The organism is Psychromonas sp. MME2, assembly GCF_040566515.1.
GTDB lineage: Bacteria > Pseudomonadota > Gammaproteobacteria > Enterobacterales > Psychromonadaceae > Psychromonas.
In genome coordinates this window covers 839,118-862,630 of the sequence record NZ_JBEWXI010000002.1, presented here as the reverse complement: position 1 = coordinate 862,630, position 23,513 = coordinate 839,118, and the positions used below count along the sequence as shown (strand labels likewise).

Here is a 23,513-nt window from a genome sequence, read left to right as displayed (position 1 = left end):
TGTTATTTTTTTAAATAACTCTGCTATGCTGACCATTTTTAGTGATAGAGGGTCGGTTTTGAGTAACGAAGATTTTAGCCAGCGCATCATTCAATGGCAGCAGCAACATGGCCGCCATCATTTACCATGGCAGCAAGATAAAAGTCTGTATAAAACATGGATCAGTGAAGTGATGTTGCAACAAACACAAGTGGCGACGGTCATTCCCTACTTTAAAAAATTTATGCGCGCTTTCCCGACTATCAGTTATCTTGCCAATGCTCCGATTGATGAAGTATTACACCATTGGACGGGGCTCGGTTATTACGCTAGAGCACGCAATTTACACAAGGCTGCACAATTCATTCGCGATAACTTTAACGGAGAGTTTCCGCAAGATTTCCAACAAGTGTTAGCACTTCCGGGAATAGGCCGCTCTACCGCTGGGGCTATCTTGTCGTTAACGCTAGGTAAACATTTTGCAATTTTAGATGGTAATGTTAAACGGGTACTAACACGCCACCAAGCGATTGAAGGTTGGACGGGTGAAAAACGCGTTGAAAATCAACTTTGGACGCTTGCAGAAAAAGTAACACCGAGCGAACAATGCCATATATTCAATCAAGCAATGATGGATATGGGGGCGATGATTTGCACTCGCAGCAAACCGAAATGCACCACCTGCCCGGTTAATAGTGATTGTAAAGCCTACCAAAGTAATACGATGAGTTGTTACCCAACGGCAAAGGCAAAAAAGAAAATTCCAGTTAAACATGCTTTTATGTTAGTGCTTTACACCGTAACCGATCAACAGATATCCGTGCAGCTCACAAAACGTCCACCAGCGGGTATTTGGGGGGGGCTGTGGTGCTTCCCAGAACTAAGCAAACTTGAGTCCAGTCAAGAATTATTGCAAGATATGGGAGTAACGCAATACAAACAAATTTTATTACCTAGCTTCCGTCATACTTTTAGCCATTACCATTTTGATATTTCTCCTGTGTTAATTAAAGTAGGTAGTATCGAATACCAACAAATCAGAGAAGAAAATACACTCTGGTATAATCTCAACACCCCACAAAAAGTGGGACTTGCAACAGCAACAAAAAAAATATTAAACGCTGTTAGTAAAATCGATAAAAAGGAAACAAATAATGCCTAGAACTGTATTTTGTAGTTTTTTAAAAAAAGAAGCCCCCGGTCTTGCCTTTCAAATTATTCCAGGGGAATTGGGCAAACGTATTTTTGATAACATCAGTCAAGAGGCATGGACGGAATGGCAACAAAAACAAACCATGCTTATCAATGAAAAAAAATTAAACCTAATGCAACTTGAAGATAGAAAATATATCGAAAAAGTAATGATTGGCTATCTATTTGAAAATAAAGGTTTGGAAATTGAAGGTTACACCCCGAAAAAAGAAGATAAATAACCTGTTATGTTCTTTTTTAAGACTGATAAGTTAAGCTTAATATTGCAGCAAATAAGCCATATGATTTTCTTTGCAGCTCAACAATAAGAGATAAATCTAGGCAAATCAGATTAAGCGAATAAAAATAAGTCAAATTACGCACAAAGCTTAAGCGAACAGTATTAAATAACAATAAAATAATAAAAACAGGTTGACGTAGTGTAGGAAAATCTATTTAATACGCCTCGTTCCGCTTCGTTAGCTCAGTCGGTAGAGCAGAGGATTGAAAATCCTCGTGTCCTTGGTTCAATTCCGAGACGAAGCACCATATTTAGTTTTAATGAATAGTAATTCACTAAAACAAAAGTTATAGCAAAAATGCCAGCTATAACAGCACACGGTTTCGTGTGCCGACTTAGCTCAGTCGGTAGAGCAACTGACTTGTAATCAGTAGGTCACCAGTTCGATTCCGGTAGTCGGCACCATTTATTATTGTAGTACCAGTTTTGCTTCGTTAGCTCAGTCGGTAGAGCAGAGGATTGAAAATCCTCGTGTCCTTGGTTCAATTCCGAGACGAAGCACCATCATTTAAGCCACAACTAAATCTTTAGTTGTGGCTTTTTTGTTTATATTGTTCCCCACAAACGTGACCTACAGACTCGCTTAACTATCAATAGTTGCACTCTATTAGCAAAAATATTATCTTTGCTTATCATTTAAAACATAAGGACAGTGTAATGCGTGGTTTGCTATTATTTTTTTCTCTCATATTTTCTAGCCATTTATGGGCTGAAATACAATGGCTCGCTGATGAACAGGAGTATAACTTAAGTGCAGCAAGCCTCTTTAAAATGCGCAAAGAGTTAAGCAAAGAACAACGACAACAACTATCCAACATACGTAATGTCCCCTTTGATAATCTCAATGATTTTAAAAAAGCACTCAGTAACAATATTGGAGATGATCAGGCGCTCACCGCATCACTTATCGAAAAAGCAAAACAACCAGCCATTAGTTATGGGGCTGAATCGAGAAAATCGTTATTAAGCTTAATCATTAGTGATGCAGAGCATCACCAAGATGAAAATAAATTTACGCAAAGAAGTTGGTTAACGTTACCCGAGCTTGCCCCCTCTGAACAACTCAGTGTCAAGTTTAATGATAAATGCCTACAAGTATCTGCAAGCAAACATGCATTATTTGAGCTATGTGCAGGAAATAAAAGCGGGCAGCAAACCAGTGCGCTACTAAAAACTGAAGCCCAATCTATCTTGGGCTTAGGACAAGAATTTAAAAATCCCGGAGAGACCAAGGCAAACCGATTTGGTGAAGTACGTGAAGGGAAAAATACTATGTCCCCATTTAATAAAGGGTTTAATGGTAACACCCTATTTCCAATAGCCTATTTTGAGTTTCCTAACAATAAAAATAAACCGCCTTTTGCCCTTATTCTCGATAACCGCTATCCACAAAACTGGGATTTTAGCAGCACACCTTACACGCTTCACACCGCAGGCGGTGACTTTAAATTACATGTATTAACTGGCAAGGACTTAGCCACGATTCGTCGCCAATATATGCAGTTAGTAGGAACACCGCTATTACCACCAAAATCAGCCTTTGGTTTATGGTTATCTGAATATGGATTTGATAATTGGTCTGAATTGGACGACAAAATTACCACACTAAAGAAAAATAAATTTCCACTAAGTGGTGTTGTGATGGATCTGCAGTGGTTTGGTGGCATCAGTGAAGATGAAAAAAGCAAAATGGGTAGCCTTACATGGGATGTGCAAAACTTCCCAGATCCCGTTGCAAAAATTGCCGACTACAAAAAACAAAATATCGATATGATCGTCATTGAAGAGTCCTATATAAGTAAAGGCTTAGAAGAGTATCAACTCCTTGATCAAAAAGGGTTCCTTGCTCACGATGAAAATGGAAAAAGCTTAGATACCACGGAAGATCCAGCCTGGTGGGGGCATGGAGGCATGTTTGATTGGACGAATAAAAAAGGACGTGATTTTTGGCATGATTATCGCCGTCAAGCACTCATTGATGCAGGCATAGTAGGGCACTGGACTGATTTAGGTGAACCAGAAATGCATAATCCCTACTTTAAATATTCCAAAGAGTTAGACCATGAAATGATACATAACTCTTATAATATTGAGTGGTTACAGGGTATTTATGACGGCTACTTACGCAATACGCCAGAAAAACGTCCCTTCATGATGTCTCGCTCAGGCGGCATGGGCATGCAAGCTTTAGGTGCGGTTATTTGGTCTGGAGATATCGCCAGTGATTTTGCCTCTCTCGCTTCACAAATGCCGCAGCAAGCACACATGATGTGGTCAGGAATAGACTATTACAGCTCAGATGTCGGTGGCTTCCATCGTAAGGCGCTTCAGCACATTGGTACAGAACAAACTAAAGAGCAAGCGATGGACGAGTTGTTCACGCAATGGTTTGCTTATGCAAGCCTATTTGAAGTACCCGTGCGCGCACACACGGAAAACCTTTGTAACTGCAAAGAAACAGCACCCGATAGAGTCGGTGATCTAGCAAGTAATCGCGCCAATATTAATTTACGCTATCAGTTATTACCTTACTACTATTCACTCGCCCATCGAGCGACTTTAGATGGCGAGCCGATGTTTCCATCCTTAGAATATTACTATGATAATGACATGCAAGCTAAAAACTTAGGGCAAGTTAAAATGATTGGCCCCTTTTTAGTAGGCTCAGGTGTTGCCAAAGCCGAACAAAAATTGGCAAAAATTTACTTACCTAAAGGCGTTTGGTTTGATTTTAGAACGGCACAGCGCATCGACTCTAAAGGGCAGTGGATAACACAAGATCTGTATGTTAATGAACGGTTAACTCTACCGCTATTTGCACAACAAGGTTCATTAATCCCTGAACATGTCGATAACTTAAATATACTAAAAGTGTTCGGATTCGGTGAACAACAATTTGCTTGGTATGACGATGATGGTGCCAGCACCGCATATCTGCAGGGCGATTATCAAAAAATCCAATTACAAAGCAAACAGCAAGAAGTGGCGTTATCTAGAGTGAACGGAAGCACCTTGAATATTGATCGCTTAGTTTGGCTATTACCCAAGCAAATGAAGATTAAATCAGTTAGCTCAAACAGTGGTGATTTAACCTTTTCACAGCAGGGTAACGTTGTCACGATCACACTACCTAGCATTGATGATGAGCTGAATATAAAACTTAAATTTTAATCATTATCCACCTCGCCTCTCGTAAAGAGAGGCTATCAAGGATAAGCTTATATCGCGCATGGAGATAACGGTCACTATTATCAAAAAAAGTGACCTAAGTCAGGCAGTAAAAGTATGCTAAATAATTGAAAATGTTATTATGGATAGTTGTTTCGATTAAATTTATTCATCATATCCCCAATTAGGAGTCTATATCGATGCAAAACATAGTGCGATTACTGAAACTAATGGCCCTTCCACTGTTTATGCTTCTCTTTTCTACGCACTTAATCGCAGCGTCTAAGATAGTCTTTTGGACAACTCAACAACATAACGACTATTTAGATAATATTATTAGCAATTTTGAAAAAAATCATGGAATAGAGATAGAGCTACACCAATTCCTTGCTGAAGATTTACGCGATGAAGTCGTTACATTAGCACGTACAGCAGAACTACCGGATATGCTTTATATCCCCTCAGACTTCGTGGGTATGCACAATGAAATCAAGCTATCCCCCATCCCTAGTTCGTGGTTTTCACAACATCTCAGTATGAAAATACGTTCCATTAGCAAAATTAATGAAACAAGCTACGGTATTCCCGTCTTTCAAGGTAATCATCTGATGCTCTTTTATAATCGCGAGATGGTTACAACCCCAATAACGGATTGGCAGCAGTTAAAGGAACAGAGCCGTTCTTTTAGCGATCAGGTAACCTTTCCAATTACCTGGCATTACAGTGAAATGTACTGGTTAATTCCCTTTATTTCAGCTTATCAAAGCTGGCCGATGGTTGGCGACAATGTCACCCTAAATACCCCTGGAATGGTCAAAGCACTGCGTTTCTACCAAAACCTAGCTAAAGATAAGCTAGTTGATCCTAACTGTGACCATACCTGTAGTGTTGCCAACTTTAAAAATGGTCAATCACCTTACTTAATTGATGGCGATTGGATCATTCATACTTTAGAAAAAGAGATGGGTAATAAACTGGGTATTGCCACTCTACCTAAAGTCGAAGGGCAAACTATGTATCCGATGTTTGGCAGTTATGTACTCGCTTTCCCTAACTTACAAGAAGATAGCGAAAAATATAAAATCCTCGAAAAATTCGCACTATATACACAAGGCCTCGAAGCCCAGCAATTGGTGTTAGATGAAGGTGGTTTAATGCCCGTTAATGATAAAATATTAGCGGATGCCTATACACGTATGAACAGCAATGAAAAAGCGGTAATGGAACAGATTAATTTTACTCACCCACTCCCGACGAGTCCAAACATGTCCGTAGCATGGTTTGCAATGAAAAGAGGCTTTGTTCGCTTAATGGAACACAACTATACGCCGGAACAAACCGCTTTATTCATGCAACGCACGGCTAGCAAAGAGTTGTCTCGCCAAAATAAAACGATCGATAAATAATATTTAATATGGGCGAGAAACCGTTGTGACATTAAGAAAACTCATTTTAACCCTATCGGTACTGCTTGTCCTAGTCCCAAGCTTGAGCTTGTCTGTGGCTATTTATCAAAAAGCATATCAAATGACTGAGTTTTCTGTATATCAAAAAATAGAGAGGATGACCCAACAAATAGAGGAGCATATTATTCATCAGGTTGAACTGTTATCTACTCGTATTACACAATTTTCACAGCAGGATATATTAGTTTCCGCAATTAGCGATCTTCATTACTCTCGCTTAGCATCTGATGCACTTGCTGAGTTTGCGATGAACTCTTCATTAGTTGAATCTTTATACCTGATTGATAGTGATGGCTTTGTCATTGAATCCTATTCAGGAAATATTCCAGCTCTAGAAGAGTCCGAAATTGTGCAGCGATTTTTAACTAAAAACAGTGATGAAAATCGCCCCGTTCCAGCACTTTGGATCGACTATTTTGATAATTCATTCCTGCTTAATAGCGAGGGTGAAGCGCATGGTTTTGCCTTAACCATTCCAGTAAAAAGAGTACGCACAATTACCAAAACACATGTACAGGGTGCCTTAGTCGCGGTCATTCCCATGCGCAATATTATGGCCATCGCAAATAGCTTTAAAAGCCCTACAAGCGATGTCAGTTTTGCCATGAATGGCAAAGTCATTTATGGAAAACAGCCTGTTATCAGTGAACATTTCATCAATAAAAATGACGCATTTAGCTTACTAAGAGATCCAGAGCGGGTACATTTTCAACTTGATTTGAATATCGCAGAACCAACAGAAGAGATCACCCATACGATTAATCATGTTTTATCTCCAATATTAACCACGGGTGCGATTTTGTTGATTATATTGCTCATAATCTCCCTGTTCGTGGCAAATATTTTGGCTAATTCCTTTAATCAACTCAATACATTAATCAAAACCTTCAAATTTAATGGCGATATTCTATCGAAGGGCTTCTTAATCAGTGAGTTTAATGATGTTAGCAAATTGCTGCATGAATTAAGTACAACGATCACCCAACAGGTAAATTCCTTAAAAAGCAAAAACAACGAATTAGCGAAAGTCGATCAACAACGAGAAAAATATTTGGTTGAAGTGAGAGAGTTAAATTCACAATTAGAAGAAAAAGTCGGTTCACGTACCATTGAGCTAAAAGAAACACTCGACACATTAGCACATAGTCATTTTATACTAGAGGAACTAACCCATTTCAGACGCACCCTAGAAACGCGCAAAAGCAATCGAGCTATCGCTAACATTTTTATAGACAGTATCAACAAATGCCAAGATAACTCATCAATAGCCCTCTATCTTCCTGAACAATATCAGCATAAAAGTACCTTTATTGAAGATAACATGGCCTATATTATACCATCGGCTATTAATGATATTGTCCTAACATTGGGGAAATCACCCACATCTATCCACTGCATCATGTTTGAAAACCATCAACATCATCTCTGTACATTTAATGTGGGTAATAACTTATTAGGCTGGGTGATACTCAAAGAAAGTAATAATAGCCAAGAGAATAGCAACTGGATTAAATTATTTATCGCCGAGCTACAAAGCTATTTAATGATGCGCCATTTGAATGAAAATTTAGCCTATCTTGCTTCGACTGACTCTTTAACTGGATTAAAAAACCGAAAGTCCTTTGACCAATTCTTAACAAATTTGGAGTTACAGAAAAATGCCACCTGTGTTTTATATGTCATTGATGTAAATGGATTAAAAACGATTAATGATGAACAAGGACACGAACAAGGTGATGCCCTGATACAAAGGATGGGGAAGGTTTTATACGAGTCAACAGAGGGAATTACAGAGCACGTTTTTCGTGTCGGCGGTGATGAATTTGCCATCATTCTTAATGAAAATGAATGCATAGCACAACAAAAATTAACCGAAATTCTCATCAAACAAAAAAGCACCAATAGTGGTGAATATAATGTGAGCTTCTCCTTTGGATGCGCATCGAGTGATGAATGCAGCATAGCACTTCTTTATAGCGTCGCTGACAAGCGTATGTACCTAGACAAAAAAAGTTACTATCGAAATAACAGAGATAGACGAAAATAAAACTTTGTTTACCCCCTCAGCAGTAACGGGATCAAAAATAAAGGCAATTTATTCGTTCAACATTAAAAACGCTCTCCGTTGATTTTAAACACTTATTGACAGCCAATAACATTTATCTATAATCGCCCTCTTTATGTTTCTCTGTTACCCACAGAGAATTAAATGGGAAGCATGTAAGCATGCACTGCCCCCGCAACTGTGAACTTGTACAATTATACCAATCGGAATAAATAGCTGATCTATTTTACTGGTTAAAATAACTTACTTTTTTGTTGTAAGTTTCGCAAATAGAACAACATTTGCGTCAACTTACGCCTCAAATTAAGCCATTTTTCCTGCGCAAAATTTAGATCACATCCTTAATACGATTGGTATTACGTACGAAATAAGTCAGATACCAGCATAAAAAACGTCACTGTCCATTCCGCGGGTCGGCTTAATGGAACGGAATACCTCTGCACTTAGTTAGATAATCTCTGCAAAATAGAGTTGAGTGTCTTGGGTAGCATACTATCGTAATGGTGGCGAGCCAGAGAAAGCCTTCACAGCGTCGCTAATTATGCTAGGTATCTACCTAATACAAATGAGCTCAAATAAGGCTTTCTTATTATATTGATATTTATATAACAAGGAAGAACCATGCCACGTTTACACACAGCAGTTAATGCTTTGATTTTTACCAGCCTATTTAGTCTCTATGCTAATGCAGCAGAAACAACCAACGGTGAGAGTAGCGAGACAGAAAATAGCGCAACAAAAACGCTAAATGAACATAACAACAGAAAAGAAGACATCATTATTTCCGCAAGCCGAGTGCCGACAAAACGGATTGAAAGTGGCAGCTCAGTGACGATTATAGACGCTAAATACCTGCAACAAAATCAAGCACGTAGTGTAGCGGAGATTCTTCATGATGTCCCAGGAGTGAGTGTTAATAGGACGGGCGGATTCGGCAAACAAACCTCTGTATTTCTTCGTGGTGCGAGCTCACAAAACACCGTCGTCATTATTGATGGCGTCAAAGTCAGTGATTTATCATCGTCCAATGGCGGGTTTGATTTTGCCAATCTACTCAGTGATGATATTGAGCAAATCGAGGTACTGCGCGGCCCTCAAAGTGCAATTTGGGGCAGCGATGCAATGGGTGGTGTCATTAATATTATCACCAAACAAGGGCGTGGTGATTTAAATGGCCGCGCCCATATCGAGTTTGGCGCACATAATTACAATAAGCAAAGCTTTAATGTTAATGGTGCTACCTCTACAAATAATTACTCACTTTCCGCTTATAATGTTTCAACCGATGGTATCAGCAGCAAAACGGGCAGATGGGATGATCCCGACGATGATAGCTATAAAAATCAGAATGTGACCTTTCGTGGCGGTCAGCAGCTCACGAAACAATTTTCACTTGATATGGCGCTTCGTTACACACAGGTGAAATCTGAATATGATGTTAACTTATTTCCCGTTGATTCTGGCATTAACAACGACAACAATTACTCAAAGAAACGGGAGCGCTCAGGGAAAGTAAACGCCTACTTAAATTTGTTAGATGCGCGCTGGAAAAATCGTCTCTCTATCGCCTATTCCGATACCCATTCAGAAAATTTTGAGCCTCAGGGATACTATGGCCCCTATACTAAAAATTCTGGGGACGATATTACCATTGATATGCAAAGCGACTACTTTTTTGCAACTAGTCATGATTTAAACCATCGAATCACTGTGTTAGGTGAAACGGAACACTCTACATTTAGACCTTGGTCCGTTGACGACAAACAGACGATGGATAGCTCAGCAATCGTCGGCGAATATGCAATTGATTGGGCAAAAAATATCTTTTTAGTTACCTCATTACGCCATGACTTTAATAGTGATTTTGATGATACCGATACTCATAAAGTAGCATTAACAGCATGGTTAAGTGATGGCTTTCGTTTCCACGCGAGCCAAGGTAGTGGTGTGAGAAACCCCACTTTTAGCCAACTTTATGGTGCTTATTCAACACCAAATTTAAATCCAGAAAAAAGTAAAAGTTGGGATACGGGGTTAGAATATAACTTCGCTAGCATGGATGGTTATATTGATGTCACTTATTTTGATGCCAACTATGAAGATGCCATCCGTTGGGATCCAACCGCTGGTGCTTGGGGGGAATATGTCAATCAAGATGAAGATAGTAAAGGTATTGAAGTCAGTACATTTGCAAATTTAACCTCGGCACTGCGTATCAATAGCCAATATACCTATATGAAAACGCACGATGGTACGGCACAAAAAAATGAGTTATTACGCCGTCCCAAACATAGTGCCAGTGTTAATATGAACTATATGTTCAGTCCGGCTTTCAGTAGCAATTTAGCGCTGCGTTATGTTGGCGAACGTTCAGACTACGGGGACCGAGAGTTACCAAGCCACACCATCGTCAATCTTGCTGCAGCATATCAAGTAAATGATAACTTAGCGCTTAACGCGCGTATTGATAATTTATTCGATAAAGATTACGTTGAAATCAGCGACTATGGTACCGATTCTGCTACGCTCTATATCGGCTTTACCATTCACTAATTTTGCGACAACAGACTAAGGGTAAAAATGAACAATCGTAAATTATTCTTTTTTACCCTTATTTTAATCATCTTTATTATTTTCATTAACTTTAATAAGGGCCCTTTATTTCTCCTTCTTGAACCCAGTAAAAAAAATCTGAGCACAGAAATATCAGGACAAGCGTTCCCTAAAACCCTTCATGATCCCACTGGGATTGAATTTGTCATCGATAATCCACCGCAACGAATTCTTTCAGCGACCTTGGCAACGGATCACATGCTGGCTGGTTTAATCGATCCCAAACGCCTAGTTGCCGTCAGCAGCTATGTCGATTATCCAAATATGTCTAATGTTATCGGTTTGTACGATAGCAATATTGCCCGCACACAGGGGGAAATTGAATCAATGCTTGCTCTGCAACCGGATTTGGTATTTATCGCTTCCTATAGCAACCCTGAAACGGTGCGTTATTTACTACGCAGCGAGATTGCGGTGGTTCGCCTTGGTGCATTAAATTCATTCGCGGATATTTTTAATAATATTAATATGATTGCACAGGTAACGGACAGCAAAGAACGCGCACAGGTTATTATTACCAATATAAAAAAACGACTACATAACATACAAAAGGCCATACAGGGAAAACCTAAACTCCGAGTGCTCTATTATAATTTAGATGGTTATAGCACCGGGGCTCACTCACTGATGGATGAAACCATACGTTTAGCCGGAGGCATTAATGTCGCAGCGGAAATTCTCCCCGATGGTGAAAATAAAATCAGTGTAGAGCAAGCTATTTCGCTACAACCTGATGTCATTATTATCAATCAATCGGAGCTCGATCAGCCGTCAGAAAATGCCTCCGCAATTGATATTTTACTCAATAAAAAAGCGTGGGCTAACGTACCCGCGATAAAGAAAAAGCAAGTTTACGCTATTCCGGCTAAATGGTTGCGCAGCGTATCACAGCACCGAATTCATGGCGTTGAAGCAGTGGCGAAATACCTGCACCCTGAAATAAAAACAGATAACGAGGCACTCAATGAGTGATCATTTACTACCTAAAAAGCCCCTATTTAGCTTCTTAATCGCGTTATTTATCGCATTGATTATATTAGCAATTTTACAAGGTCCGGTGCATATATCCCTGACTCAAATTACAACTATATTTAAACAAGCTCTGCTCTTAAATCAACACAGCGATGTACCAGCATGGCAAAGTAGTATTATTTTGGATGTTCGCTTACCACGTATGTTGATCGCTGTTTTTGCAGGCGCAAGTTTGGCTTTATGTGGCTTAGTCATGCAAGGTATGTTTCGTAATCCACTCGCCTCCCCGTCTATTTTGGGCGTCTCTTCAGGCGCATCATTGGGCGCGGTTATCGCTATCTATCTCGGTGCATCACTATTCAGTGCATGGGCTATCCCCTTTTTCGGCTTTATTGGGGCGATTATTTCACTTGCCCTCGTCTATCGAATTTCTGTCCGTCGCGGACAAATAAGTGTGGCAACTTTACTTCTTTCAGGCGTAGCCATTGGTGCATTAAACGTATCGCTGATTTCATTGCTACTCGCCTTATCACTTAATAATTGGGATGTTGCACGAATGATTATTTATTGGACCATGGGCGGGCTTGATGGGCGCACATGGGATCACGTATTGATCATTGTTCCCATTGTCACAAGCGGGTTCATCCTATTACTTTTTTACGCTAAACAGTTAGACCTCTTATTACTCGGTGAACAACATGCAATGTCTGTCGGGGTCGATGTAAAAAGAACAAGGCGTAATCTATTAATTATTAGTTCAGCAATGGTTGCTGCGGCAGTCTCTGTCGTGGGGGGGATTGCCTTCATTGGCTTAGTGGTGCCACATATCTTACGTCTATTATTAGGGCCAGCACACCGCTACCTATTACCAGCTTGCCTTTTTTCCGGTGCTATAGCTTTACTCGGTGCTGACCTTTTATTAACCCTCTTTTTCACTGAACAAGCTATTCCACTAGGAGTCGTCACGGCCGCATGCGGTGCGCCGTTCTTTTTATTCCTATTGATCAAGCAACGTTTTGTTATCAATTAGTGGAGATGGCTATGTCACCTATATCTTGTCGTAATTTAACCTTTTCCTATAACAAACAAGCAGTGCTAAAAAATATTAACCTGACCTTTCAATCGGGGCAGTTTGTTGGCTTAATCGGTGCAAATGGCGCGGGTAAGAGCACACTACTAAAACTTTTACTCGGACTGTTGAAGCCGCAATCGGGAGTTGTCATGGTCGATGATATTGACCTGCAAGCACAGAAACGTCGAGATATAGCCAAAAAGATCGCATTTGTACCACAATCAACGGAGCTACCCTACGCCTTTAGCGTTGAAGAGATCGTGGCTATGGGACGAAATCCCTATTTAGGCGCCTTTGAATTACTCAACAAAGAAGATCTTAGGTTGATCGAACAAGCTTTACATAAAACAGATATTATTCACCTTCGTAATCGAATTGTTAACACCCTCTCCGGTGGTGAAAAACAACGCGTTATTATTGCCCGAGCCCTCGCACAGCAATCACCCACTATTTTACTCGATGAACCCATCGCCAGTTTAGATATTTGCCATCAAATCGAAACATTACAATTAATAGAGTCACTCAGCAAAAATGGTAAGTTAGCGATCACTGCGCTTCATGATCTAAACTTCGCTGCACGTTATTGTGACCGTATTATTTTACTCGGCAAAGATGCCCACAATACAACCTCTGTCATTGCCGATGGCAGTGCCCAAGAGGTCCTTAACGCGGAAAATTTACGCCACTGTTTTTCTATTGAAGCGGATATAATTAAATCGGAGAATGGCATAAATTTAGTTAATATCACCCCCTTGAAATCGTAATAGCAACGCCTTTAATTATATGATCTATTCAATTGGATAATAGCGAGACATTGATTGCAGTCACTCGAATTGCAAAATAAATAACAACCATTAATGGGGCGATCTTGATAGGATCGCTCATTAATGTCACTCAGAGCACACAATGAGTGCTTACCCTGCAATCATTTTTGATTGGTTCTGGGTAAAACGGTAAACTGTGCCCCTCATAAAACGATAGGAATAACAGATAAATGGCGATGGATAGTGTATCAAACAGCTTTGCTACTATATCAATTTTTACAGATATCCAACAGGCAATGCCAACATGGTTTCAGCAAGGTGGTATCGTTATGTGGTTATTATTACTAGCCTCTTTTTTAACCACAACGGTGACTCTTGAACGGCTTTTTATGTGGGCTTACTACGCCTTAAAAAGTGATGATGTTGCCATTACAAAATGCTTTAATGCATTGCAGCAAAAACAGACTAATAACGCAATATACTTTGTCCAGCAGCTCAATACTCCTGCGACAAAAATGCTAGAGCATGGCATTTTATCATTACCCTTTCCCGCTACGGATAAAATGCAATCCTACGCAGAGCAGCAAATTAATCAGATGTCTCGCGGTCAAGCCTTGCTCGATACGGTCATCACCCTTTCTCCTATGTTAGGCATTCTAGGTACCGTATTGGGTATTATTGAATCATTTAATATTTTAAGCTTACAGGGTGTTGATAACCCTACCGCCGTCGTAGGGGGAATAGCACAAGCACTAATTTCAACGGCAATGGGGCTCAGCGTTGCACTAATGGCATTGCTACCTTACAATTTATTTCGCTCATTTATTAATAAATTAATACTGCGCCTAGAAAATATCGGCAGTGATTTTAACCATATTTGCCAGCAAAAAAGCCTATTTCGCAACCCCACTTGGGAAGTACAAAACAGCGCGAACCAACACACATCTCCATTTGCGATGGAAGAAAATAGTAGTCAACCATTTTACCGTTATCCCTTTGCTAAAAATCAGAATAAATCTAAGGAAAGTAAACGTGATAATAGGGAAGACATGCGTGAAGCAAGTCGTGCTGCGGTACAAGAGTTATATTCTCCAGAGCCAGAAAAGAAAGATTTCTTTTCCACTGGGAGCAAAGAGTGAAATTAAAAAATTCGCGAACTCAACAAGCTGCACGTATTGAGCTACTACCACTTATTGATGTCATTTTTTTACTGCTCATATTCTTTATCTTTGTGATGTTAACCATGACCATGCGCAGCGGCATAAAAGTGGATTTACCTCAGTTAGTCGAGCAACAGCAGCAAACCCAAGAGATGCTAACCATTAGTATTGATGCGAATAATGCTATTTATATTAATGACCAGCCAAGCAATCAAGACCAATTAATAGCACGCGTGATTGAATTACAAAAAGCCCATAAGTTAGCCATTTTAATACGAGGAGATAAGCGCTCCGACTTAGGCGTCGCATTGACAATTTTGGATAAGTTGCGGTCAGCAGGATTTGACCATGTCATTTTCGCAACAGAAAAAAATGCATAAGGATAACAACGCATTATGAGATATATCAGTAACTATTTGCCTTTCATTCTAATTACCCTATTTCTCTATGGTTTACTCTTTTCTAAACATAAAGAGGCAACTATTATAGAAAAACCATTAATTAACTCCGGTCAGCAAGCTGTACAAGTCGACTTCATGGAACTCCCCTCAACGGACCATCCAATAGCGACCGAAAATGCCATAGAGCCGATTAAAACAGCTGAATCCGACGACGCACAGAGCCAAGAAGTCATTAAAGAGACCGAGATAACTGTTACTGAAGAACTTATCAAAGAGGATGTTGCAGAGAAACCGGCAGCGGATCAATTAGCAAGCGATGCACCAGCCAGCACGCCAGTACAAACAGAGCCAACTAAAACAGAACAAGCAGCAGAAATAAGCAGTGCAAAAATAAAAATAACCCCGAAAAAACCGACCAGTAATGACCCGCTAACAACAAATGAGTCAGTTAACAAGGTCGAAGTAAAAACGCCACCTGAGTCGTCAGCAGCCACTCCCGTTAGCCAAGTTGTTAAAAATGAAACAGAGGCGCAATCAGCATCGCCAGAAATAGCGAGTAGCGAACCAGCTGCGGCAGCCACAACTGCACAACAGGAGACCAATAAAGCGGCAAAAGAGATACAAGATGCCAATCAGAAACTACAAAAAAGTATTCAAGAAACCCCTGCTATTAATGATGCCACCATCAAAGGAGCGCTATTTGATGAGCGAGTCAAACTAGAATCAACCAGCGCAGCCGAATCACAAAAGACACAACAGAAAACAAACAAGAATAGCAGTAAAAGCAAGCTCCCTGAAACAAAGAAAGTGAATAAACCAGTATTTAAAAAAGCGCTAAACAGCGCGACTGAAAACGGCCTTCCAAGCAGTGAAAATCCGGGTGCGCTGCAAGAGGCTATCGTGGTTTCTGGTAATAAGCCCATTTATCCCAAACAGGCTATCTTGCGTAACAAAGAAGGACGCGTCGTCGTTACTTTAACGGTGACCAGAAAAGGAAAGCCTAAAGATGCAAAAATAACAACCTCGAGTGGGCATGATATTTTAGATAACGCGGTGCTAGCGTTTATTAATAACGAACAGTTTATGCCCGCACTGCAGGGAGAAGAGAAAATAACCTCAGAGCAAATATTTTCATTCCGCTTTCAGTTAAAATGATAATGAATAAATATCAGCGTGTTCTATTTAAAAACGCGCTGACGCTCGGTTTCTAACCTATCGAGGATGTTATCAATATCATCAGGGTTTTTCATAAACTCACTCATTGCACTCATACCGGGTACAAACATTTCTGGTGGTGTATCGCGATCATAAAACTGAGAAATCCCATCAGCTTGCGCTAAAATATCGGCACCAGCTTGAATAAAAACATCCTCACCTTGCGCTGCGTGCTTATTAGCGAGATCATCCCCATCTGTTGATTCATTTTTTCTTGAATATCTTTACGGGCCATAAAGGCTAGAAATTTTTTTGCTGCAGCTTTGTTTTTTGCGCGCTGTGGGATAGCTAGCACATCTAAAGGTGCCTCTTCGTAGAAAGGGATTTTTTCGTTAATTTTAGGAAAACGGAAAAAACCTATATCCTCAATTATTTTCTCAGGTAGTTGTGGCACAACAAAATTGCCCATTAACAACATCCCCCCTTTGCCTCGATATAAATAAGGCAAGGATTGCCGCCAGTCGTATTGATCGTGTCTATCTGCAAAGAACCCTAATTGTAAAAGTTCTTGCCAATAACTAAATACACGTTTTACACGTTCATCATTGTAAGGGACTTTACCAAGTAATAAACGACGGTGAAACTGCAACCCATTAATTCTCAGGTTTAAATAGTCAAACCACCCAGCTACCGTCCATAAATCTTTTGAACCTAATACGATGGGGGTAATGCCATTTGCTTTAAGCACCCGTCCGACTTGTAAAAATTCCTGCCAAGTGGTCGGTGGAAGAAGGTTGTATTTATTAAAAATAGATTTACGGTAATAAAAGCCCCACTGATAGTAGGAAAGTGGCAGTGCATAGTGTTTCATATCCACCATCACAGCCGATTTAACCGCTTGACTAAAATCGTTGTCCCACTGTTGCTGTTGCCATAGGTCGTCAATCGCCGCTATCTCACCTAATGCCACCAAACTCGTAAACTGAGCGCCGACAAAGCCAAATAAAACATCAGAGCTGCCCGACATTAAGAGTGAAATAACCTTTTCTTTATACTTTTCCTGCTCATGTAAGCGTGTTATAACGGTAATATCAGGATGTTCATTAGCGAATTGTTTACTTAGATTGTGAAAGATGGTTTTCTGTTTACCACTGGAAAACATCAAGTCTATATATAATGGATTAGTCACCGCTTGTACTGAAACAGCGGCCAATAAACAACTCAATAAAAATATCGTTTTGAACAAATAGTCCTTAAAAAAAAGTAAGCAAGAGTTGTTATTCCTCTTAGGAATAAATTGAAGTGCTACATGTTGAACAAATTTGTTCATAGTAAACGCCTTGCTTTATTTATCTGTTGACTGTTTTATTAGTATTAGTCGATAGATGCCATATTACCCCGAGCTTCTAGCCAATCTTTACGATCACCCGCTCTCTTTTTCGCAAGCAGCATATCCATCACAGCAAACATGTTATCGGCATCATCGATAGTTAATTGCACTAACCGACGAGTGTTAGGGTCCATGGTTGTTTCACGCAGTTGTAATGGGTTCATTTCACCCAAACCTTTAAAGCGCTGTACATTGACTTTGCCGCGCTTTTTCTCTGCTTCAATACGATCTAATATACCGTCTTTTTCAGCTTCATCGAGGGCGTAATAAACTTCTTTCCCAATATCAATACGATACAATGGTGGCATAGCAACGAAAAAGTGGCCTGCTTCAACAACGGGGCGGAAATGCTGTACAAATAGAGCACAAATCAAGGTGGCGATATGTAATCCATCGGAGTCAGCATCGGCAAGAATACAAATTTTTCCGTAACGCAAACCAGAAAGATCCTTGGAAGCCGGATCAATACCAATCGCCACGGATATATTATGTATCTCTTCGGAGCTTAAAATAATATCGGATTCATCTTCCCAAGTGTTTTTGATTTTGCCGCGCAGTGGCATGATCGCTTGAAATTCTCTGTCTCGCGCCTGTTTTGCCGAACCACCAGCAGAATCCCCCTCGACTAAGAATAGTTCACCTCGCTCGGGCTCCTGCGTCGAACAATCGGTCAACTTACCAGGTAATGCTGGCCCTTGCGTGATCTTTTTCCGCGCGACTTTTTTACTTTTTCTTGTTCGCGTTTGTGCATTGTTAATACAAAAATCGGCAAGCAATTCCGCCTCTTGGACATGCGCATTAAGCCATAAACTAAAGGCATCTTTGACCACACCGGAGACAAAGGTTGCACACTCTCTCGAGGATAAACGCTCTTTAGTCTGCCCAGCAAACTGCGGCTCTTTGATTTTCACAGAGAGTACATAAGCACATTTATCCCAGATATCTTCGGGGGTTAACTTTAAGCCACGCGGCAACAAATTACGAATATCACAAAAATCACGCATCGCATCGAGTAAACCTTGCCTAAAACCATTAACATGCGTACCACCTTGCACGGTCGGAATTAAGTTCACATAGCTTTCAGAAATGGAATTACCGCCTTCAGGCAACCAAACTATCGCCCAGTCGGCCATTTCTCTATTCGCCGTAAATGTGCCGACAAAGGGTTTGCTTGGTAATAGTTCGTTTTCGCCTACCGTTTCCAACAAGTAATCATTTAAGCCATCTTGATAGCACCAGTTATACTCATTTTTATTTACTTTATCTTTGAATTTGATCGTTAAGCCGGGACATAAAACCGCCTTAGCTTTTAATAAATGCAGCAGACGAGAGACGGAAAAACGCGGGCTATCGAAATACTTTGGATCAGGGTAAAAGTGGACACTAGTCCCCGTATTTCGCTTTCCACAGCTACCAGTTACATGCAATTCTTCAACTTTATTACCATTTTCAAAGGCGATTTCATAAATTTGTGCATCGCGGCGAATCGTCACGTTAACCCGTTTCGATAAGGCATTGACCACGGAAATACCAACACCATGTAAACCACCAGATATTTCGTAGTTTTTACCGGAGAATTTCCCCCCTGCATGGAGTTTACAAAAAATAAGTTCGACGCCAGAAATCCCTTCTTCAGCATGAATGTCAACGGGCATACCGCGACCATCATCGATCACTTCTAGTGATTGATCTTCATGCAGGATAACTTGAATTGAGGTTGCATGCCCAGCTAAAGCTTCATCGACACTGTTATCGATGACTTCTTGGCCAAGGTGGTTCGGGCGTGAGGTTTCGGTATACATCCCCGGACGATGACGTACAGGATCAAGACCATTTAATACTTCAATGGAATCGGAATTGTATTGGTTACTCATGCTTACACCTATTTAAAATGGGATAATTTAAAACACGCATTGTTTTAAAATAAAAATTTAATAATATCTTGAAGATAGCGTTCAAAGCCAATAAAGCTATGATCGCCCCCCTCTTCGCAGGTTATTTTACAATGTTTATATTGCTGCAGCGCCTGACGATAATCTAACACATCATCAGCTTCCTGTAATAGTACCCAACATTGCTCTGGACTACCTTTAAAATCAACCTTTAATGTTAATAATTGCTGTAAATAGTGCTCGTCAATGACATACTCATCCAGCGTATAGGGATGTTTTTGCACACCCGCATGCGAAAGCAGACGATCGGGGTGAACCGCGGGGTTAATTAATAGGACTTTAACTTGATATTGTTGGGCAATTTTTGTTGCTAAGAATCCCCCCAACGAACTGCCCATCACAGCAATTTCCGCACCTTCATTCTGTGCAAAAATAGAGGTTATAGATGCCCACATTTGCTCGGGAAAACAAGGGAGTTGCGGACAGATGAATGTTATTTCTGGATGATACAGAGCAACATACTCTGACATTTGTTGCGCTTTCAAAGAAGCAGGTGAACTGTGGAATCCATGCAACGCTAATAATATTTGTCTCATTATAACCCCGAATAAAACTGTGCATCACAATAAAGGAGAACGTATATCCCGGTTACCTCAAATGCATTGTCAGGGACTAGTCGGATATCAGTGCAGAAAAATAGATCCCATCTGCGTTGTCATAAAATCTCTATGTAGAATAAAGGGATATAACTTAATTAATAACCTGTCGCATTAGCATCGACGGTAAACTCCCCTTTTTCAATACGCTCAATATGGGTGCTAATATCCCCTTCTTTGTTGAGTGACAAATAACGATAGCCTGGTGCTTCGGAATCCAATGCAAAATCATCTGAATTAGGTTTGAATTGCACACAGGTTGATGGTGTCGTCATAAAATAAACACCATTTTTCATGGTATCCCCAGCCTGATGAACATGGCCAGACAAAACAGCACGAACATTATCAAATTCAGAGATTAACGCTAATAATTGCTGATTATTCTTTAAAATGTGCTGATCAAGCCACTTTGAACCAACGGGTAAAACATGATGGTGAACACAAATTAGAGTATGTTTATCGGGATATTGATTTAATGCACTCTCTAAAAAATGTAACTGGCTTTCACTTAAACTTCCGTAGGGTACCCCTTCAACCTGTGAATCAAGCATAATAATTTGCCAATATTCACTGACTATCTGTCTGGTTTGCGCTAATCCTTGTTTCAATAAACTCGGTAACATAATAGCCTGAATATCATGATTGCCGGGTAACCAGTAACAGGGCATATTTAATGTTTTGATATGGGTAGTAAAATCAATATAAGATTGCGCCGAATGATCCTGAGATAGGTCACCCGTGCATAATACAGAAAGGCACTCTTGAGAATAACGCATGGCATGCTTAACAACAGCTTGAAAGCTATTGACTGTTTTAATGCCCAGCAAATCTTTTCCACCGTCAGCAAATAGATGCATGTCGGTAATCTGTAACAGGGGTAAATCTCCCTGATTATTTGCTTTCAATTGTGCAACGTCTCTATTCATAATACCCATTCATTTAATATTTTTAGCAGGCGTTGGTAATTATAAATAAAGCAAAAATTTATTAGCCTACAGACACTGCTATTTTAACAATTACATGGCCAAAATTAACAATTAAAAGCAAAAAATGCTGCAAATGCCTCAATTTATTTTTTTAAACTGCGGTAACAGCCTTATAAATAATCAAAAAGATTAAAAGTACAGCGCATTGTTCCAGTTTAACTGCAACCATTGTAAGGCGATAATTGTTGTCGCATTATTAATACGGCCATCAACAACCCATTGATAAGCAACTTCTCTAGGTACTACATGCACACGAATATCTTCGCCTTCATCGGCTAAACCATACACACCACCAATACCGCTACTGTCAATATCGGCAGCAAACAACGAAATTTGCTCCGTCGTTCCCCCAGGGCTGACTAAAAACTTATTGATAAAATGACATTTACTAACGGTTAATCCCGCTTCCTCAGTCGCCTCTCGCTTAGCAACCTCTTCTGCACTCTCATTTTCTTCAATGATTCCAGCAACCAACTCAAGTAACCAGGGAGATTGATCGGTATGCATAGCACCAAAACGAAACTGCTCGAGCAAAATGACACAATCTTTTGCTGCATCATAGGGCAATAACGCAGCCGCATGCCCACGTTCAAAAAATTCGCGTTGCAATTCTGAACTCCACTGCCCTGAAAAAAGCTTGTGTCTTAGTGTGTATTTACTACAACTAAAAAAACCTTTATATAATACTTCTTTGTTCAGCACCTCTACGTCATGCTGTTGATAACTAACTATTTCACTATCACTCTTCATTGAATCATCCTTATTTTTGCACAATTATCAAAATAAATTTATATATACAATTATTTTATAATACACTTAGGTGACTATGCATTCTGCAATTTCAATAGGATTTCTACCCATGACCATAAAATACAGCATGATCGCTTCATTAGTGGCACTATCACTATCTAGCTACTCCGTGAATGCCGATTCACTATTAGAAGTTTATCAATCAGCTAAACTCAAAGACCCTGTTATTTTGAAGAGCAAGGCACGTTATGATAATGCAGTTGAGCAAATCACCGATGCCAAGGCTGCATTATTACCACAAATAGGATTTGGTTTAGATAGCAATTATGTAGACAGCAGCCAAAATGCAACAGACAACACCAACTATGGCGGAAATATTTCCTTAAGCCAATCAATTTATAATGGAAACTATTGGCAACAGTTTGATATTGCTGAGAAACAGGCAATGCAATTTGCTGCTATCTACGGTAATGCCGCACAGGATTTAATACTAAGAACATCCATAGCTTATTTTGCAATATTGCGTGCCGATGAAGCGGTGAAATCTGTGCAAGCCAATAAACGCGCGGTGTCGCGTCAACTAGAACAAACCAAGCAACGCTTTGAGGTGGGTTTGATTGCCATTACCGATGTTCACGAAGCTCAAGCGGAATATGATAGAACCGTCGCTAGTGAGATTATTGCCCAGAATGATCTGGATAACTCCTATTATGCGCTACGTGAAATCACTGGCGAAGATATTCGCAATATTTCATTTTTAAATACTAAAACATTTTCGACACAACCACTGAATGGTGATGCACAAGTATGGCGCAATACATCCATTGATAAAAATTTAGATTTACATAGCAAGCGGATCGCTAAAGAAATAGCAAAAATGCAAATTGATTTAGCTGAAAAAGGACATAATCCCACCTTAGATTTAGTGGCCGATGTAGGCTATCGTGATATTGATTATGATAAAGATGATTTTCGTAGCGGTGATGCAAGCACAGGCTCGATCGGACTAAAATTTAGCGTGCCACTCTATACTGGTGGCAAACTCACTTCACAAGTGAAACAAGCGCAATATAACTATGTCTATATGAGCGAAGAGTTAGTTGAATCCTTCCGCTTAATCGAGTCACAAGTTAGCCGAGGCTATAATGATGTAGGCGCTTCAATTAGCTCCATTAGAGCTTACGAACAGACCGTTGTCTCCTCACAAAGCGCCCTTAAGGCAACCGAAGCAGGTTTTGAAGTCGGCACTCGTACAATCGTTGATGTACTGGATTCAACACGAAAATTGTATTCCGCAGAGAATCAACTCGCCAATGCACGCTACGATTACATTGTCAGTGTGCTACAACTAAAATATTCAGCAGGTACTTTATCGGAGCAAGATGTTATCGATATATCAGCAGGCTTGGTCGAAAAAGATCCGAATCCAGCAAAACAACCTGATGATACTTCACCAGATATCTAAGCAAACAATGTGAAATCCAGTAGTATTCTCTCTGTTTTTCCCCAAAAAAAGGAAAGTAACTAGCTTT

At 40.1% G+C, this 23,513-nt stretch carries 18 protein-coding genes, 3 tRNA genes and 1 riboswitch; of the genes, 16 read left to right on the top strand and 5 right to left on the bottom strand.

The features are described 5' to 3' along the window. Nucleotides 1–58 precede the first annotated feature (58 nt). The 15 genes from mutY to AB1A03_RS04210 all read left to right on the top strand — a co-directional run bounded on the left by mutY (nucleotide 59) and on the right by AB1A03_RS04210 (nucleotide 16,307). Nucleotides 59–1,141, top strand: coding sequence for an A/G-specific adenine glycosylase (gene mutY / locus AB1A03_RS04280; RefSeq protein ID WP_354623321.1), 1,083 nt, complete (start codon nucleotides 59–61; stop codon nucleotides 1,139–1,141). Further along, the gene (locus tag AB1A03_RS04275; protein WP_354623320.1) at nucleotides 1,134–1,412 is read left to right on the top strand and encodes an oxidative damage protection protein; all 279 of its coding nucleotides are present in this window, start codon (nucleotides 1,134–1,136) and stop codon (nucleotides 1,410–1,412) included. Before mutY ends, AB1A03_RS04275 begins: the two co-directional genes overlap by 8 nt. A gap of 231 nt (nucleotides 1,413–1,643) precedes the next feature. After that, nucleotides 1,644–1,719 (top strand) — tRNA-Phe (locus tag AB1A03_RS04270). Nucleotides 1,720–1,800: 81 nt separating this feature from the next. Beyond that, a tRNA-Thr gene (locus AB1A03_RS04265) sits at nucleotides 1,801–1,876 on the top strand. A 23-nt stretch (nucleotides 1,877–1,899) separates the two neighbouring features. Further along, a tRNA-Phe gene (locus AB1A03_RS04260) sits at nucleotides 1,900–1,975 on the top strand. Nucleotides 1,976–2,128: 153 nt separating this feature from the next. Next, nucleotides 2,129–4,642, top strand: coding sequence for a TIM-barrel domain-containing protein (locus AB1A03_RS04255; protein WP_354623319.1), 2,514 nt, complete (start codon nucleotides 2,129–2,131; stop codon nucleotides 4,640–4,642). A gap of 197 nt (nucleotides 4,643–4,839) precedes the next feature. Further along, entirely contained in the window at nucleotides 4,840–6,045 is a 1,206-nt protein-coding gene (locus tag AB1A03_RS04250) for a sugar ABC transporter substrate-binding protein (protein WP_354623318.1), read from the top strand. 25 nt (nucleotides 6,046–6,070) lie between these two features. Then, nucleotides 6,071–8,152, top strand: a complete 2,082-nt coding sequence (locus tag AB1A03_RS04245; RefSeq protein ID WP_354623317.1) for a GGDEF domain-containing protein — start codon at nucleotides 6,071–6,073, stop codon at nucleotides 8,150–8,152. 116 nt (nucleotides 8,153–8,268) lie between these two features. Beyond that, a riboswitch (cobalamin riboswitch) is annotated at nucleotides 8,269–8,572 on the top strand. Nucleotides 8,573–8,791: 219 nt separating this feature from the next. Beyond that, the gene (locus AB1A03_RS04240) at nucleotides 8,792–10,723 is read left to right on the top strand and encodes a TonB-dependent receptor plug domain-containing protein (protein ID WP_354623316.1); all 1,932 of its coding nucleotides are present in this window, start codon (nucleotides 8,792–8,794) and stop codon (nucleotides 10,721–10,723) included. 27 nt (nucleotides 10,724–10,750) lie between these two features. After that, nucleotides 10,751–11,755, top strand: coding sequence for an ABC transporter substrate-binding protein (locus AB1A03_RS04235; RefSeq protein WP_354623315.1), 1,005 nt, complete (start codon nucleotides 10,751–10,753; stop codon nucleotides 11,753–11,755). Further along, complete coding sequence (locus AB1A03_RS04230) at nucleotides 11,748–12,785, top strand: FecCD family ABC transporter permease (RefSeq protein WP_354623314.1); 1,038 nt, start codon at nucleotides 11,748–11,750, stop codon at nucleotides 12,783–12,785. The genes AB1A03_RS04235 and AB1A03_RS04230 overlap by 8 nt, the downstream gene beginning before the upstream one ends. 11 nt (nucleotides 12,786–12,796) lie before the next feature. Then, complete coding sequence (locus AB1A03_RS04225; protein ID WP_354623313.1) at nucleotides 12,797–13,591, top strand: ABC transporter ATP-binding protein; 795 nt, start codon at nucleotides 12,797–12,799, stop codon at nucleotides 13,589–13,591. Between the two features lie 230 nt (nucleotides 13,592–13,821). Further along, nucleotides 13,822–14,730 carry a MotA/TolQ/ExbB proton channel family protein gene (locus AB1A03_RS04220; RefSeq protein ID WP_354623312.1) on the top strand — a complete coding sequence of 303 codons (909 nt, stop codon included), beginning with the start codon at nucleotides 13,822–13,824 and terminating at the stop codon, nucleotides 14,728–14,730. Next, nucleotides 14,727–15,131, top strand: coding sequence for an ExbD/TolR family protein (locus tag AB1A03_RS04215; protein ID WP_354623311.1), 405 nt, complete (start codon nucleotides 14,727–14,729; stop codon nucleotides 15,129–15,131). Before AB1A03_RS04220 ends, AB1A03_RS04215 begins: the two co-directional genes overlap by 4 nt. 15 nt (nucleotides 15,132–15,146) lie before the next feature. After that, complete coding sequence (locus AB1A03_RS04210) at nucleotides 15,147–16,307, top strand: energy transducer TonB (RefSeq protein ID WP_354623310.1); 1,161 nt, start codon at nucleotides 15,147–15,149, stop codon at nucleotides 16,305–16,307. Between the two features lie 181 nt (nucleotides 16,308–16,488). Here the strand turns inward: AB1A03_RS04210 and AB1A03_RS04205 are convergent, their stop codons facing one another. The 5 genes from AB1A03_RS04205 to nudF all read right to left on the bottom strand — a co-directional run bounded on the left by AB1A03_RS04205 (nucleotide 16,489) and on the right by nudF (nucleotide 21,981). Next, entirely contained in the window at nucleotides 16,489–17,637 is a 1,149-nt protein-coding gene (locus tag AB1A03_RS04205) for an ABC transporter substrate-binding protein (protein WP_354623309.1), read from the bottom strand. A 44-nt stretch (nucleotides 17,638–17,681) separates the two neighbouring features. After that, on the bottom strand, nucleotides 17,682–19,571 hold the full coding sequence (parE, locus tag AB1A03_RS04200; protein WP_354623308.1) for a DNA topoisomerase IV subunit B: 1,890 nt from the start codon (nucleotides 19,569–19,571) through the stop codon (nucleotides 17,682–17,684). Nucleotides 19,572–19,615: 44 nt separating this feature from the next. After that, the gene (locus AB1A03_RS04195) at nucleotides 19,616–20,185 is read right to left on the bottom strand and encodes a YqiA/YcfP family alpha/beta fold hydrolase (protein ID WP_354623307.1); all 570 of its coding nucleotides are present in this window, start codon (nucleotides 20,183–20,185) and stop codon (nucleotides 19,616–19,618) included. 158 nt (nucleotides 20,186–20,343) lie between these two features. Further along, complete coding sequence (cpdA, locus tag AB1A03_RS04190) at nucleotides 20,344–21,171, bottom strand: 3',5'-cyclic-AMP phosphodiesterase (RefSeq protein ID WP_354623306.1); 828 nt, start codon at nucleotides 21,169–21,171, stop codon at nucleotides 20,344–20,346. Nucleotides 21,172–21,360: 189 nt separating this feature from the next. Then, nucleotides 21,361–21,981, bottom strand: a complete 621-nt coding sequence (gene nudF, locus AB1A03_RS04185) for an ADP-ribose diphosphatase (protein WP_354623305.1) — start codon at nucleotides 21,979–21,981, stop codon at nucleotides 21,361–21,363. Nucleotides 21,982–22,090: 109 nt separating this feature from the next. Between nudF and tolC the strand changes: the two genes are divergently transcribed. Beyond that, a complete protein-coding gene (tolC, locus tag AB1A03_RS04180; protein WP_354623304.1) occupies nucleotides 22,091–23,446 on the top strand; it encodes an outer membrane channel protein TolC in 1,356 nt (451 codons plus the stop codon). The last annotated feature ends 67 nt before the right edge of the window (nucleotides 23,447–23,513 follow it).

What these genes read in the sequence shown, in the direction of transcription:
- AB1A03_RS04250 (WP_354623318.1), top strand. Translation starts at nt 4,840, where the DNA reads ATGCAAAACATAGTGCGATTACTGAAACTAATGGCCCTTCCACTGTTT.
- AB1A03_RS04195 (WP_354623307.1), bottom strand. Translation starts at nt 20,185, where the DNA reads ATGAGACAAATATTATTAGCGTTGCATGGATTCCACAGTTCACCTGCT.
- AB1A03_RS04275 (WP_354623320.1), top strand. Translation starts at nt 1,134, where the DNA reads ATGCCTAGAACTGTATTTTGTAGTTTTTTAAAAAAAGAAGCCCCCGGT.
- AB1A03_RS04220 (WP_354623312.1), top strand. Translation starts at nt 13,822, where the DNA reads ATGGCGATGGATAGTGTATCAAACAGCTTTGCTACTATATCAATTTTT.
- cpdA (WP_354623306.1), bottom strand. Translation starts at nt 21,171, where the DNA reads ATGAATAGAGACGTTGCACAATTGAAAGCAAATAATCAGGGAGATTTA.
- AB1A03_RS04255 (WP_354623319.1), top strand. Translation starts at nt 2,129, where the DNA reads ATGCGTGGTTTGCTATTATTTTTTTCTCTCATATTTTCTAGCCATTTA.
- AB1A03_RS04205 (WP_354623309.1), bottom strand. Translation starts at nt 17,637, where the DNA reads ATGAACAAATTTGTTCAACATGTAGCACTTCAATTTATTCCTAAGAGG.
- AB1A03_RS04235 (WP_354623315.1), top strand. Translation starts at nt 10,751, where the DNA reads ATGAACAATCGTAAATTATTCTTTTTTACCCTTATTTTAATCATCTTT.
- AB1A03_RS04225 (WP_354623313.1), top strand. Translation starts at nt 12,797, where the DNA reads ATGTCACCTATATCTTGTCGTAATTTAACCTTTTCCTATAACAAACAA.
- tolC (WP_354623304.1), top strand. Translation starts at nt 22,091, where the DNA reads ATGACCATAAAATACAGCATGATCGCTTCATTAGTGGCACTATCACTA.
- AB1A03_RS04240 (WP_354623316.1), top strand. Translation starts at nt 8,792, where the DNA reads ATGCCACGTTTACACACAGCAGTTAATGCTTTGATTTTTACCAGCCTA.
- nudF (WP_354623305.1), bottom strand. Translation starts at nt 21,981, where the DNA reads ATGAAGAGTGATAGTGAAATAGTTAGTTATCAACAGCATGACGTAGAG.
- AB1A03_RS04210 (WP_354623310.1), top strand. Translation starts at nt 15,147, where the DNA reads ATGAGATATATCAGTAACTATTTGCCTTTCATTCTAATTACCCTATTT.
- AB1A03_RS04230 (WP_354623314.1), top strand. Translation starts at nt 11,748, where the DNA reads ATGAGTGATCATTTACTACCTAAAAAGCCCCTATTTAGCTTCTTAATC.
- parE (WP_354623308.1), bottom strand. Translation starts at nt 19,571, where the DNA reads ATGAGTAACCAATACAATTCCGATTCCATTGAAGTATTAAATGGTCTT.